Origin of the sequence: Chryseobacterium sp. MHB01 (assembly GCF_034651565.1) — a bacterium.
Lineage (GTDB): Bacteria > Bacteroidota > Bacteroidia > Flavobacteriales > Weeksellaceae > Chryseobacterium > Chryseobacterium nepalense.
Genome location: NZ_JAYEDA010000023.1, coordinates 1 through 14418 on the forward strand (window position 1 = coordinate 1; position 14418 = coordinate 14418).

A 14418-nucleotide genomic window follows, 5' to 3' on the forward strand; every position below is an offset into this window, starting at 1 on the left:
TTTTTACCACCCCCCCCCCCACCCCCCCCCCCCCCCGAAACTTTTTAAACAAAATTGTTATAAAAAAGTTATAGAAACTCTTTAATCTGCAGTAAATGCTGTATTACCTTCAATCCTTCTTCCTGCCTGTTTTCCTTTAAAACATTAAAGAAAATCACATCCATCCCGAAATTTTTTGCTCCGACAACATCAGCGATCCAATCGTCGCCGATCAGAATACTTTCCTCTTTTGATGCTTCCGAAAGCTTTAGAGAATATTCAAAAATCTCCGGTCTTGGCTTTCTTACGCCCACAGTATCTGCACTGGTGATTGTTTGAAAATATTGATCAATTCCGGATAAAATACATTTTCTTTCTGTAACTTCTTTAAAACCATTAGAAATAATATGTAAAGTGTAATTTTTAGCTTTAAGATAATCTAAAATATACGTGGCGCCTTCCACCAATTCATTGTGATTAAGGATTTTATCTAAAAAATGTTCTTCAAAATACATGGACAGCTGTTCATCGTCAACATTAAAATGTCTGAATGTATCATAAAAACGATGCTTTCTCAGATACTCTTTATCGATAATTCCATCGCGAATATCTTCCCAAAGCCTCTCATTGATTTCATGATAAACGGAATGAAACTCTTCAAAGTCAATTCCGTAATTTAGGGCAATTTCCTCTTTTTCAAAAAGCTGTTTAATGGTAAGGTAAGCATTTCTGCGGTGATCCCACAACGTATTGTCGAGATCAAAAAAAATGTGCTGAATTTTCATACAGCACAAAATTAATTTTAATTTTTGGAAATCGGATAATTCTTGCTCTTGGTTTTTACAACCTCAAGATTCTTCGAAAAATTGAGTAAAAACTCAATTGTTTGCTTTTTTGGTTTCAAAGTTTTCACTTTTAAGGAATCATTTTTTCTCATAGGCGGTTAAATGTTTTTCCTTAAAACGAGAATTTTCCGAAATTATTATCTATCGTGTCAAGATAATATTATTTTCTTCCATGATTTTTCTCAGGTTAATTAATGCATACCTTACGCGTCCCAATGTGGTATTAATGCTCATATCGGTGTGATCTGCAATTTCCTTAAAACTTAACCCGTCAAAAAATCTCAGTTTTATTACTTGCTGCTGATTTTCAGGAAGAAACTGCAGCATCCTTAAAAGGTCTTCCTGAATCTGGTTGGTTACCAGCTGGTCTTCAATATTTTCAGAAGGTTCTCTCAACAGGTCGAAAATGGAATATTCTTCGGTTTCAAAAGTTGTTTCCGATACTTTAATATTCTTGGATTTTGCTCTGAAATGGTCAATAATAAGGTTATGAGCAATTCTTTTTGCCCAAAGAATGAATTTTCCTTCTTCGTTATAACGTCCTTCCTTAAGCATAACAATGATTTTCATGAATGTATCCTGAAAAACATCATTTGCCAGATCTTCATCATTAATTTTGTAAAAAATGAATGTAAACAGTTCTCTCTGATGGCGGTGGATAAGGGTCGACAACGCCTCTTCGTCTCCTTTTTGATAAAGGGAAATAAGTAAACTATCCGATTTTGATTTCATAACTTCTTCTCAATACTTTTTTGCTGAACAAATACTTTCCAGATTTTTCATCTGGTTTCAGCTGTAAATACAAAACAATTCTTCAGAGTAAAGTATAATCAATAGGCGGATACAATTTTTAATGATGTAAATATAATAAATTTTTAATAACTGTTAACCTATTATTAAATTTTTGAAAGAAAAATTTAAAAAAAATCATTTAAACATGTCATGAATGAATACAGTAGGGATATTTAGTGAAAAATTAATATTCAGTCCTTTTAATTCTTTTCCGTTTATTCCGCTGTTTCCTATCGGAAAAGCATACCCTCCGGTAAGATCCAGAATCCCGAACAGGGTAAAACCAACTTTCGGAGCAACATATTTGTTGGTACCTTCTGCGCCGATCAGAAAATAATACGAATGGTAAAAATCTACATTTTTCTGAAAATTCAATAAAACGTCAGTCGAAACCTTAGGCATTATTGCAAACTGCGAATTTACAGACCCCATCATGGCAGACGCACCAAGCCTGTAGATGACATCATCATTCTTCAGGAAAAGCAACTTGCCACCCACTTCGCCAAAACTTTGATTCTGATAAGTATATCCTACACTTACCATTTTATGTACGGTAAGCTGTGCTTTGGCAAAAGTGCCGAGAAAAAAAACGGTAAGGATTGTAATGACGAATCGTACTTTATTCATATTCTGTTCTATTTTATGTAAAATTAAAAAAAACTGCTTTACCTGAAAGATAAAGCAGCTATTCATTTGTTTATTATTGTGAAAATTAAATTCCGAAAGCGGATTTAATTTCGTCTACTTTGTCCAGTTTCTCCCATGTAAAGAACTCTAAACCAGTAAGTGTAAGCTCATTTTTCTGTCCTTTGTTGAAGGTCTTATCAGCCACATAATGTTCTTTACCCATGTGCCCATAAGAAGCAGTTTCCTGATAGATAGGATTTCTAAGTTTCAGGTTCTGCTCAATCGCGTAAGGTCTAAGATCGAATATCTCAGAAACTTTTTTTGCGATAGCTCCGTCGTGAAGATCAACTTTCGCAGTTCCGTAGGTATTGATGTACAAACCACAAGGTTCTGCCACACCGATTGCATAAGACACCTGAACCAAAACTTCATCTGCAACTCCCGCAGCAACAAGATTTTTAGCGATATGTCTTGTCGCATACGCGGCACTTCTGTCAACTTTTGAAGGATCTTTCCCAGAGAAAGCACCACCTCCGTGAGCACCTTTACCTCCGTAGGTATCTACAATGATTTTTCTTCCTGTAAGACCTGTATCTCCGTGAGGACCACCGATTACAAATTTCCCGGTAGGATTGATATGGTATTTGATCTGATCATTAAATAACGCTTTGATTTCATCAGACTGCAAAGCCACCACTCTTGGGATCAGAATATTTTTAATGTCTTCTCTGATTTTGTTCAGCATTTCTTCTTCAGAGCCGAAATCATCATGTTGTGTAGAAACAACGATAGAATCGATTCTGATCGGTTTATGATCATCAGAATATTCAATCGTCACCTGGCTTTTTGCATCCGGGCGAAGATATTTAATCTCAGAATCTTCTCTTCTGATCGCTGAAAGCTCTTTAAGAATAGTATGCGCAAGGTCAAGAGCTAAAGGCATATAATTGGCTGTTTCGTTGGTTGCATACCCGAACATCATCCCCTGGTCGCCGGCTCCCTGTGCGTTGGCCTTTCCTTCAAAAGATTCATCTTCTACAGCTCTGTCAACACCTTGATTAATATCCGGAGACTGCTCGTGGATCGCAGAAATAACACCGCAGGAATCACCATTGAACATATATTCTCCTTTTGTATAGCCTATTCCGTTGATGACTTCTCTGGCAATCGTCTGCACATCAAGATATGCATCAGATTTTACCTCACCGGCAAGTACTACCTGTCCTGTTGTAACAAGGGTTTCACAAGCTACTTTGGAATTTTTATCGTATGCTAAAAAATGATCGATTAACGCATCAGAAATCTGATCGGCAATCTTATCCGGATGTCCTTCTGAAACGGATTCAGACGTAAATAAATAAGACATATTACTCTATTTGTTTTAGATTAAAATTAACGAAGAAAAATAAGAATAATTACCGGTACGACTAAAAAGAAATACTGTTTTAGCATTTTTTTATAGAGGTTGCAATCAGGACAAATTTTTCCTCGTTCGTAAACGTGCGCAAAGTTAAGTACTATTTTTTTAATACTCAAATTTTTGCCCGTTTATTATAAATTTCATGAATAGCAGCAGCTTATCAACTTTAACAATAAAATTTATTGTGGTTTAATGCTTACGAATTCTTTCGGATTTTCGTGATAATTAAGCTTTTTCTCGAGTGATGCTCTTATAGAATGTGACAATTCGTCAATAATTTTTTGCTTGAAGGTCGGCTTATAATAAATAATGCTGATTTCCCTGTACGGAAAAGGCTTTTTGAACCTGAAAACATTTTCTTTCTGCTGATCGGAAAGCTGACTTAACGCGAGTTCCGGTAAAATACTGATCCCTCCTACTTTATCTACCATGTGTACCAATGTCTGAATATTGGAAGCAAGAAAATCAAGATTCTTCGGCTTCAGGGTATTTTCTTTCAGATGGCAGATGTTTTCAAACTGATTTCTAAGACAGTTTCCTTCTTCAAGCAACCATACTTTTTCTACATTCAGTTCTTCCGGAACAACGTAAGAATTTTTCTTGTTAGCTTCCGTATCAGAACTGTAAATCATCAGTTCTTCATTAAACAGGAAATCCTGATAAAATTCGTCCGCAGAATCATATGGGGTAGAAATAATTCCGGCGTCAAGTTCACCCGCTTTAAGGGCCTTAATGATATTATCGGTTGTCATTTCCTTTACATTCATCTGGATCTTTGGATTATCCTCCAGAAATTTGAAAATCTCTGTTGGAAGGATAAAAGAAGAAACCGTAGGAATAATTCCTATATTAATGGTACCACCTAAAATATTGTTTAAAAGGTTGGCCTTATTCTTAAGTTCATTGACAGATTCTATAATCACTTTTGCCTGATCAATGATCTGAAGCCCCACATCTGTGGTACGAATCGGGTGGGTAGTTCTGTCAAAAACCTTTACATCCAGTTCATCCTCAAATTTCTGTATCATTGCACTTAACGTAGGCTGCGTAATGAAGCATGCTTGAGCTGCTTTACCAAAATGTTTATACTTATCTACAGCGATAAGATACTCCAATTGCTGAATGTTCATCTGATTAATATTATCTATGACAAAGATAAAATGTTTTTGCCATTTGTAATTAAAAATTAAAGTAAATTTGATATTTTAATACGTCTATACAGGCAGCTAACAGTAAAAACCGCGAAACAAATCATAAGTATATGGATTCTAAAAAATTAACGTTAAACAATGGCGCTCCTTATTATGAGCATCAGGATTCGCAGACCGTAGGACCAAGAGGGCCTGTTTTGTTGCAGGATTTCGTTTTACAGGAAAATCTTGCCCATTTTGTGAGAGAGAGAATCCCCGAACGAATTGTTCATGCTAAAGGCACCGGCGCCTACGGAACTTTCACTGTAACACACGATATCAGCCAATATACAAAAGCAAAATTATTTTCAAAAGTAGGAAATTCATGCAGGATGTTTGCCCGTTTCTCTACTGTGGGTGGGGAAAAAGGAAGTGCAGACACGGCTAGAGACCCAAGAGGTTTTGCTCTTAAATTTTATACAGAGGATGGAAACTGGGATCTCGTAGGAAATAATACACCGGTATTCTTCATTAAAGATGCAAAAAAATTCCCGGACTTTATCCACACCCAGAAAAGAGTTCCGAAAACCAATCTTAAAAGTGCTACTATGATGTGGGATTTCTGGAGTCTTAATCCTGAATCGCTGCATCAGGTTCTTATTTTGATGTCCGACAGAGGAACGCCGTACGGATACCGTCATATGCACGGTTTCGGATCTCATACTTTTTCGATGATCAATGATAAAAACGAGAGGGTATGGGTAAAATTCCACATGAAAACAAAACAGGGAATCAAGAATTTCACGGATGCAGAAGCGATAAAAATGGCAGGCGAAAATCCTGATTTCGCCCAGGAGGATATGTGCAATGCCATTGAAGAAGGAAACTTCCCGAAATGGACCATGTATATTCAGGTAATGACAGAAGATCAGGCAAGAGACTTCAGATGGAACCCTTTTGATATAACTAAAGTATGGTTTCAGGGAGATTTCCCGTTAATTGAAGTGGGCGAAATGGAATTGAATGAAATTCCGGTAAATTATTTTGCTCACGTTGAGCAATCAACCTTTTCACCAAGTAACTTAATTAACGGAATCAGCTTTTCTCCGGATAAAATGCTTCAGGGAAGACTGTTCTCTTATCCTGATGCCCATCGATACAGAGTGGGCGTCAATGCCCATCATCTTGAAGTGAACAGATGTCCGTTTGCCGTAAATAATTATCAGCGCGACGGTTTTATGGCAGACTCCAGTCATTATCAGGACAAGCCAAATTATCATCCGAACAGCTTTGATGATATAAAACCTGATTCATCTTACAAAAATTATGAATACGAACTGGACAGCGCTCATGTAGCCAATTACAGCAGAAATGAAAACGACGATGATCATTACACTCAGCCGGGATTGCTCTACTCAAAAGCAATGAGTCCTGAAGACCGGCATAATCTTGTGAACAATATTGTGGGAAGCATGAAAGGCATCACAGGACCTAAAAGAGATGAAATCATCAACCGCCAGCTTTGCCATTTTTTCAGAGCGAATATCGAGCTGGGTATGAAAGTCGCCACACAGCTTAATGTTGTTATTGATGCCAATATGATGAATCATTCTAAATAATTGCCTTAAATAATAAAACAAATGCAATAAAAGGAAAAAAAGTCAATCTTTTTTCCTTTTTTTTATAAAAAATTTATAATTTGCACAGAATAATATTTTATCAGTTGAAAAATGGGTTACGAAAACATATTATTAGATAGACAAAATAACATATCTATAATTACCATAAACCGTCCTGAAAGTTTAAATGCACTAAATGCCAAAACAATCAGTGAATTGGGTTCAGCTTTGGAAGAATTAGATACTGATAGCAGCTGTAGGGTAATCATTCTTACAGGAAGCGGTGAAAAATCTTTCGTTGCAGGAGCCGACATTAAAGAATTCAGTGATTTCGGACAGGAGAAAGCAGAAGAACTTGCCAGAAACGGACAAAACTCATTATTCAATAAAATAGAAAATATGACCAAGCCTGTTATTGCAGCCGTAAACGGATTTGCTTTGGGCGGCGGTCTGGAGCTTGCTATGGCATGCCACATCAGATATGCATCGGAAAATGCCAAACTGGGATTACCTGAAGTAACGCTGGGATTGATTCCGGGTTATGGCGGAACTCAAAGGCTTCCGAAGCTTGTAGGAAAAGGTATTGCCAACGAAATGATCTTCTCTGCCAAAATGGTTCCTGCTCAGAGAGCAAAAGAAATCGGATTGGTAAATGAAGTATATCCTGTTGAAGAATTATTAACCAAAACACAGGAATTGGCCAACGTTATTGCTAACAATTCCCCAATGGCAATATCCAAAGCTATTCGTGCTGTAAACTTATCAGATACGGATAAAGGTTTTGAAACCGAAATTCAATATTTCGGAGAGCTTTTTGACTTAGATGATAAAAAAGAAGGAGTCTCTGCGTTTCTTGAAAAAAGAAAACCCAGCTTCTAAATTATCCTTGATTAAAATTATTTCGAAAAAAACGATGCTGATGTATGAATAAGTTTGATAAAGCTTATCTGAAGATGGCTCAGGAATGGGCAAAACTATCCTACTGTAAACGAAAGCAGGTAGGAGCTCTTATCGTAAAAGATAGGATGATTATTTCAGATGGTTACAATGGTACCCCATCAGGTTTTGAAAATTGCTGTGAGGACGAAGAAGGCAAAACGCATTGGTATGTGCTGCATGCAGAAGCCAATGCCATTTTAAAGCTGGCCGCTTCCACACAGTCTGCAAAAGGAGCCACGTTATATTTAACACTGTCTCCGTGTAAAGAATGCAGTAAACTTATTCTACAGGCCGGAATCAACAGGCTTGTATATATAAACGAGTATTCGGACGATGATGGAATATCATTTTTAAAAAACCATGGTATTGAAATAATACAGATTTCGGAATATGAATTAAAAAAATAACACAACATGATTTGGGATGAAAAAATTAAGGATTTTGAAATTTTTCTTCGTTTTGAAAGAAATTTTTCAGAAAATACTCTTGATGCGTATATCAGGGATATCAAAAAACTAAAAGAATACGCAGAAGAAGATTTAGAAAATGTGGGGCCAGATACGATTCAGTACGAAAACCTGCAGGAATACATTTTTAACCTTTCCAAAAAGAAATTCAGCGAACGTTCACAGGCAAGATGGATCTCGTCTATAAAAGCATTTTTCAAATATCTTGTTGAGGATGAATTTCGCAAAGACAATCCGGCCACTTTATTAGAAGGTCCAAAGCTAGGGCTTTATCTGCCTGATACCTTAACACTTCCGGACATTAACAAAATTATAGACGCCATTGAACTGGATTCTGATTTGGGAAAAAGAAACCAGTGCATTATTGAGGTGCTTTACGGATGCGGACTGCGGGTATCGGAGCTTATTGAGCTTAAAATTTCCAATATCAACTTCCACGAACACTACATTAAAGTGCTTGGAAAAGGCAATAAGACACGTTTTGTTCCGCTCGCGGACTATACTGCTACCTTACTTTTAAATTATATTTCGGAGATACGTTCTAAAATTAAAGTCAGCAAAAGATATGAAGATACTCTGTTTCTGAATAGCAGAGGAACTTCCATGTCGAGAGTAATCGTATTTTTAATCATAAAAGAACTTACGGACAAAGCTGGGGTGAGCAAGAAAATCTCACCGCACACCTTCAGGCATTCTTTTGCGACGCATTTGCTTCAAAACGGGGCAGATCTCCGTTATATCCAGGAAATGCTGGGCCATTCCAGCATCACCAGCACGGAAATTTATACCCATCTTAAAACCGAAGAACTCCGGGATGTTATTTTAAATTACCACCCGAGAAATATTAATGTTGCTCAATGAAAATATTGAAATATTGCCCAAGCTGTGGCAAAGGATCTCTGAACTGGGACGGTGAGAAAAAATGGAGCTGTCCCGAATGTAATTTTACGCTTTATAATAATGTAGCCGGAGCGGTAGCTGTGGTTATACGATTTGAAAATGAAATTTACCTTACCAGAAGGAACAGAGATCCGAAAAAAGGAAAGCTTGATCTTCCCGGAGGCTTTGTAGACCCGAGTGAAAGCGCAGAAGAAACCTGCAAAAGAGAGCTTTTTGAAGAACTGCAGCTTGATGTTGATATTTCAAATTTAAAGTATCTTACGAGCCTTCCGAATGTATATCGATATAAAGAAATAGATTATAACACAATCGATCTTTTTTACGAATATCATGTTTCGGAAAAGTTTCAGGTGAAACTTGATATTTCTGAAATTTCGGATGCAGTGTGGATTCCGTTGGATAAATTAAATCCTGAAGACATTGCATTTGATTCGCAGAAAAAGTTTTTTGAAAACTACGCGCGAAAGGTTTAATACAACCTTATATATTCCACGGATTGACAGACTTTATTTCAAAGTTTTACAATCCGTGGATTTTTTTTTAATATGTTTTTGATTTCAGCATTTCTTCAAAATACTGAACAAGTAACATCCGTTCTGCTTCTGATAAATTGGCTTTTTTGTGATACACAATATAACCAGGCATAGGCATTGTTTTGTTTTCTATGGCCTGAACCGACCTCTCAAGCATGCTTTTTTTTAAGTCCTGATTATACGTTCCCCAAATGGAAAAGTTCAGATGCTCCCTGCCTTCGTTGATATGGCTTTTAACAGACCAGGAAATTGGTGCCACATAAGCATAGCCGGGATATATCGTTTCATCGGAATGGCAGTCGTAACAGGCTCCTTTAATCAGCTCATTGATTTTTTGAGGCGTTCTCTGTACATCCGCAAAATTTACCTTATGGTCAACCGGTCTGTTCACCTTATCCGTTGGAATAAACTGAATCAAAGCGAAGATTATCAAAACCCAAAAAAGTATTCTTTTAAATGTTTTCATTATTATCTGACAGGCGTAAGCGAACCCCTGTCCGTTTTTAATTCCGGTCTTACATTTGTTTTTGGCGTGGCTGGATTGGAAGGTGTTGGAGAAGCACTGTTGTTCGTCTTCTGAGTTCCGAACTTTGAGGTATCCAAAACCCTTGTATCTTTAAGATCCCATGTCTCATTGCTATCCCATAAAGGTCTCACAATTACCGTTTTGTAATAAATATAAGAGTCTTCTGCAAAAATTCCGTTCTGAAAATCTGCCTCGTCCCAATATTTATTTTCATTGTTATCTACAAGGATACGTACAATATATTCTGCCGGTTTGAGAATATCAAATTTCACATCATTACCTTTGGTGTATTTCTGATAAAGGATTTTTTCAGAACTGTCCACCAGTTGAATCCAATAACTTGATGTAGGAGCATTTTCCAGTTTAAAGGTTAGGCTTCCGTAATTTTCCACTTTATCTGCTTCAAAATCAAACCGTTTCGACTGATAATTTTTAGCATAGAAAGAAGAAACCGTTTCTTTAGGTACGGTAAGCTGATATTTTTTACCAGAAACAAAATCTGCATTAACAATAATCTGATAGGGATTCGTTTCCGATATTTTTGCAGTGAAAGGAAGTGTATTGAGGCTGTCTCCAGCTGCTCTGAAAATCCATTTATCCGTATTAAGGTTTGTGATATAATAGTTTGAGCTAATTTTAAAATTTTCTTTAGGAGGAAGCATTCCGCCGCCGTTATCACTGTTTACATCCATTGCGTTTTTTGTGTTATAACGATAGAAAAGAGAAGCGCTGTACAGTGTATCTTTTTTAGTTCCAGCATTATATCCTAACTTAAGGTTTTCAACGGTGGTTTGCCCGAGATTGCTTTTCACGGCATCAAACCAGATTCTTACCGAATCTGATTTCGGAGCATGTGTTACCTTGTAATCTGTCAGTTTTTCGCTTTGAGACTGTACCCTTACGCTGTCCGGCCTTCCTTCAAAAGTCATTAAAACACCTCCCGGCACTTCTTTGGTTTCAATATATTTTACCGGTTTTTTAGACGGGTACAGCTTTACATTTAATCCTGAGATTGATTTTTCTACAACAACGGCCTCTTTCTGAAAGCCTACTTTTTCTTTTCCCTGATCATACATGGAATTACCGTTTTCATCTTCAAAAGCAATAATTCTGTATTTTCCCGGAGCAAGATAATTCAGCTCATAATAACCGTCATCATCAACTTTTGTGATGTAATAAGGCTTTTGTTTATAATCAATGGTATCCTTCACCTGGTAAAGGCCCACAACAAATTTGTTTTCACCCGCTTTTTTAAGTGACAAGGCATCTTTTACCTCTCCGCTGATATAAAGATCATCCAGTTTGTCACCCGTAGAGAAGGCAAAATTGAAATATCTTAGAATATTATTTTCGTTGTTATCCGAAATGGCATTTCCGAAATTAAAATTATATGTGGTATTGGCCTGCAGCGTATCTTTCCATTGGATAAGAACAAATTTATTGGCAATACTGGAAGGAATGATCCTGGTAATATTTTTAATCGGTGGCGATATGCTAAGATTCTTATTGATGTCTTTCAGCGAAACATATTCGTTGAAATCAAGACGAAGTTCCTTTATATCTCTCGGAACATTAATTCTTGTGCTGTCAATATTCGAACCTAAAAACTTTGGCGCCAACGTATCTTTCGGACCTCCTACCGGTGATCCTACTCTTGCACAAGACTGCAAAAGAAAGCCAATAACAAATAGTAAAAGAAATCTTTTCATGAAGATGTTTACGCAAAAATAAACATTATTCTCCATAAACTTCACCATGACCTTTTAATGTATCTTTATCGTCACTCATAACACTATGAAGTTTATCCTTCTGAGAAGGAAAATCTTCAAACAGACCCGATAAGGCAAGCGCTGTATAAACCTTCCCGGAATACCTGTTTCCAATCGCTACAATGGTTACTTTTGACTTCAGCAAATGGGCAAACACAGAGTTTGTGCCGTGCCACCATCCATTGTGATAAGTAAGTTTTTCGCCGTTGTCGAAAATTTTCATTCTGAAGCCCAGTCCGTAATTATTCATTCCGAGTTTTTCATTGCTGTATGGCGTGAAAACCTGTTCCATGAGTTCAGGCTTTAAAAAATCTTTCGAAAACATGGCTTTAGAAAAATTATACAGATCCCTCGGTGTGGTATACACATTTTTATCCCCGTAAATGAGATCCAGGCGATCCAGAGGATAAAGCTTTTTTCCTCCGTAAAAAAATGACTGTGATGCCGTGGGAATATCTTTTTCCTGAAAAATAAATGTATTTTTCATTTTAAGAGGATCAAAAACCATCTCTTTCATGGCTTGCGGAAAAGGAGTATTGGTTACCTTTTCAATCAGCAGCGCAAGCATGGCAAAATTAGTATTGCAGTACATGAATCCCGTATCTGTATCTCTAGCCAGATCCGGTTTGTACTTGATGATCATATTTAAAATATCCTGATTCGTAAGAAATGCTTTGGAAAGTTCGGCAGGAGCGGGCTGTATTTTAGTAATAAAATATTCATATTTCGGGAGTCCGCTTCTTTGATCAAGCAATGTTTTAACCGTAACATTCGGATAAGGGAATCCCGGGAAAAATTTTGTAAGATGATCATCAAGATTTATTTTACCGGCTTCTATCAGCTTAAGCATAGCCATTGCCGTAAGTGTTTTCGATACGGAGGCAACATGAAGCGGAGTATTCCTGTCAATAGGATTTTGATTTCCTTCTCTTGCAAAACCCCTGTAATTCTCATAGAGAATATCATCGCCTTTGGCAACCAGAATTCCACCGCTGAGATCACCTCTTTCCCATACTCTTTTATAATATTGATCAATGTATTTTGAAAGAGATGCTTTATCAGGAATCTGACTGTCTGCTGCAGTAAAAACTTTACTTAGATCTACGTTTCCGTAATTCGGGAGATTTGTTGTGCTTTCAATGGCAGCTTCCTGATTTTCAGCTTTGTTTTTACAGGAAAAAAGAACTATACAGGCAGTGATAATAAGTACAAGATTACGCATCCTCATGAATTTCAAAATGAGCGGCAATTTAATAAAACTGAAAATAATGAGTAAATATTGATTATATATTATGAATTATTTAACATAAAGATAATCACAAAAAATACTTCAAAAATTTACCAATTAATGAATCGACTGAAAATTACCTGAAAACTGAGCAAGGATTTTATCTACAATTACCTGGGCGAGCTTTTCTTTACTCTGGATAGTCCAGCCCGCAATATGGGGTGTCACAATTACTTTTTCGGATTCAAGCAGATACCGAAGATCTTCATTTTCGGTTTCCAGATTTTCAAAAGACGACTTTTCATATTCCAGAACGTCAAGACAAGCCCCTTTTACCTTTCCTGATTTTATAGCTTCCACCAAGCTTTTGGTTTCCACATTTTTACCACGTGCAGTATTGATGAAATAAAAATCATTCTTCATTTCGGAAATAAATAATCCATCTACAAGATAATACGATTCTTCCGTTAAAGGAATATGCAGACTGAGCACCTCCGCTTTTTCTTTAAGCTCATCCAAGGAAACCTGAGTGGCATATTCATCAGAAAGTCCAGGTAGAATATCATGGAAAATCACTTTGCAGCCGAAACCGGAAAGTCTTTTGGCTGTTGCTTTACCCATATTTCCATATCCGATGAGGCCTACCGTTTTTCCCAGAAGCTCATCCCCCCTGTTTTCTTCCCTGAGCCAGATGCCGTTTTTTACTTCCCGGGATGCAATGAAAAGCCTGTTCATTAAGATCAGAAGCATTCCCACTACATGTTCCGCTACAGAATCACGGTTTCCTTCCGGGGAATTGATTAGCTGAATTCCCAATTTTTGTGCTACAGGAATATCAATATTTTCCATTCCTGCTCCTACTCTCGCAATGAATTTCAGATTTTCAGCATGCTCCAGAAAATTTTTGTCTAAAGGAATTCTGCTTCGGATAATGATTCCGTCATAGTCTTTAATTTTTCGACAAACCTCATCATAGGAAGAGGTAAAATCTTCTTCCAGAATAAAATTTTTGGCTAAAAGCTGTTCGGTAATCAGGGGATGGTTCTTATCTAAAAGGAGTATTTTCATATTTTTTCTAAACACTAATGACACTAATTGTTTTGCACAAATGACACAAACGAAATTACGTTGATAATTTTTATATTTGTTCTGCAAAGGTAGTTACAAAGATTCAGAAACAGCTTTTGTAATCGAATTTTTTAGTTTTCCATGAAATCACCTAAGGCCATTTTCAGCATTTCCGTATTGCTTCTTCTTATATATATTATTGTGCTGTCACAGCAATTTTCTTCTGTACAGGAAATTATTCCCGTTCACTATTCCGGAGACGGTGGAGACGGTTTTGGGAGTAAAAATTTTTTATGGCTTGAAGTAGGTCTTAATTTTCTGTTTTTATGTCTTTTAGCCTTACCCATATTCTTTCCTGAAAGAATGTTTGCTAAAACCGGAGATTACTTAGAATCCTCTATTGAAGCAGCAATAAAAAACCGACAACTATTTTTGTCGGTTCTATCTGTACTTGTTACAATAATTTTTTGTGGCCTTTCGCTGAAAGAAATTATTTGTTTAAGTTTTATTTAAAATCCGCACAGATTATTCAGATTTAGCAGATTAGATTACAGCTTCATCAATAAACTTGTTGAT

At 36.7% G+C, this 14418-nt stretch carries 15 protein-coding genes; 6 read left to right on the forward strand and 9 right to left on the reverse strand.

All coding sequences use genetic code 11. From position 1 onward, the window contains the following. Positions 1–68: 68 nt before the first annotated feature. The 5 genes from U9K52_RS20415 to U9K52_RS20435 form a co-directional block, all read right to left on the reverse strand. Positions 69–764, reverse strand: coding sequence for a YjjG family noncanonical pyrimidine nucleotidase (locus U9K52_RS20415; protein WP_322927914.1), 696 nt, complete (start codon positions 762–764; stop codon positions 69–71). A 201-nt stretch (positions 765–965) separates the two neighbouring features. After that, positions 966–1556: an RNA polymerase sigma factor gene (locus tag U9K52_RS20420; RefSeq protein ID WP_248388830.1), complete on the reverse strand. Its 591-nt coding sequence runs from the start codon at positions 1554–1556 to the stop codon at positions 966–968. A 195-nt stretch (positions 1557–1751) separates the two neighbouring features. Further along, positions 1752–2243, reverse strand: coding sequence for a hypothetical protein (locus U9K52_RS20425; protein WP_322927915.1), 492 nt, complete (start codon positions 2241–2243; stop codon positions 1752–1754). 85 nt (positions 2244–2328) lie between these two features. Next, a complete protein-coding gene (metK, locus tag U9K52_RS20430) occupies positions 2329–3609 on the reverse strand; it encodes a methionine adenosyltransferase (protein ID WP_248388834.1) in 1281 nt (426 codons plus the stop codon). Positions 3610–3842: 233 nt separating this feature from the next. Beyond that, positions 3843–4793 (reverse strand): LysR substrate-binding domain-containing protein, encoded by a 951-nt coding sequence (locus U9K52_RS20435; RefSeq protein WP_248388836.1) that lies wholly within the window; start codon positions 4791–4793, stop codon positions 3843–3845. Between the two features lie 131 nt (positions 4794–4924). Between U9K52_RS20435 and U9K52_RS20440 the strand changes: the two genes are divergently transcribed. From U9K52_RS20440 to U9K52_RS20460, 5 genes are all read left to right on the forward strand, one after another. Next, complete coding sequence (locus U9K52_RS20440; RefSeq protein WP_248388838.1) at positions 4925–6412, forward strand: catalase; 1488 nt, start codon at positions 4925–4927, stop codon at positions 6410–6412. A 111-nt stretch (positions 6413–6523) separates the two neighbouring features. After that, positions 6524–7291 (forward strand): enoyl-CoA hydratase/isomerase family protein, encoded by a 768-nt coding sequence (locus U9K52_RS20445; RefSeq protein WP_322927916.1) that lies wholly within the window; start codon positions 6524–6526, stop codon positions 7289–7291. A gap of 44 nt (positions 7292–7335) precedes the next feature. Further along, positions 7336–7758 carry a deoxycytidylate deaminase gene (locus U9K52_RS20450; RefSeq protein ID WP_248388842.1) on the forward strand — a complete coding sequence of 141 codons (423 nt, stop codon included), beginning with the start codon at positions 7336–7338 and terminating at the stop codon, positions 7756–7758. Between the two features lie 6 nt (positions 7759–7764). After that, on the forward strand, positions 7765–8679 hold the full coding sequence (xerD, locus tag U9K52_RS20455) for a site-specific tyrosine recombinase XerD (protein ID WP_248388844.1): 915 nt from the start codon (positions 7765–7767) through the stop codon (positions 8677–8679). Continuing rightward, positions 8676–9191, forward strand: coding sequence for an NUDIX hydrolase (locus U9K52_RS20460; RefSeq protein WP_322927917.1), 516 nt, complete (start codon positions 8676–8678; stop codon positions 9189–9191). The genes xerD and U9K52_RS20460 overlap by 4 nt, the downstream gene beginning before the upstream one ends. 67 nt (positions 9192–9258) lie before the next feature. On the opposite strand, the gene U9K52_RS20465 is transcribed toward U9K52_RS20460, so the two are convergent. From U9K52_RS20465 to U9K52_RS20480, 4 genes are all read right to left on the reverse strand, one after another. Beyond that, on the reverse strand, positions 9259–9717 hold the full coding sequence (locus tag U9K52_RS20465) for a heme-binding domain-containing protein (protein WP_322927918.1): 459 nt from the start codon (positions 9715–9717) through the stop codon (positions 9259–9261). A 2-nt stretch (positions 9718–9719) separates the two neighbouring features. After that, the gene (locus U9K52_RS20470; RefSeq protein ID WP_248388850.1) at positions 9720–11486 is read right to left on the reverse strand and encodes an Ig-like domain-containing domain; all 1767 of its coding nucleotides are present in this window, start codon (positions 11484–11486) and stop codon (positions 9720–9722) included. Between the two features lie 25 nt (positions 11487–11511). Next, positions 11512–12774 carry a serine hydrolase domain-containing protein gene (locus tag U9K52_RS20475; RefSeq protein WP_263603848.1) on the reverse strand — a complete coding sequence of 421 codons (1263 nt, stop codon included), beginning with the start codon at positions 12772–12774 and terminating at the stop codon, positions 11512–11514. 117 nt (positions 12775–12891) lie between these two features. Beyond that, positions 12892–13842, reverse strand: a complete 951-nt coding sequence (locus U9K52_RS20480) for a 2-hydroxyacid dehydrogenase (RefSeq protein WP_248388854.1) — start codon at positions 13840–13842, stop codon at positions 12892–12894. A gap of 141 nt (positions 13843–13983) precedes the next feature. Between U9K52_RS20480 and U9K52_RS20485 the strand changes: the two genes are divergently transcribed. Continuing rightward, entirely contained in the window at positions 13984–14355 is a 372-nt protein-coding gene (locus U9K52_RS20485; protein WP_263602088.1) for a hypothetical protein, read from the forward strand. The last annotated feature ends 63 nt before the right edge of the window (positions 14356–14418 follow it).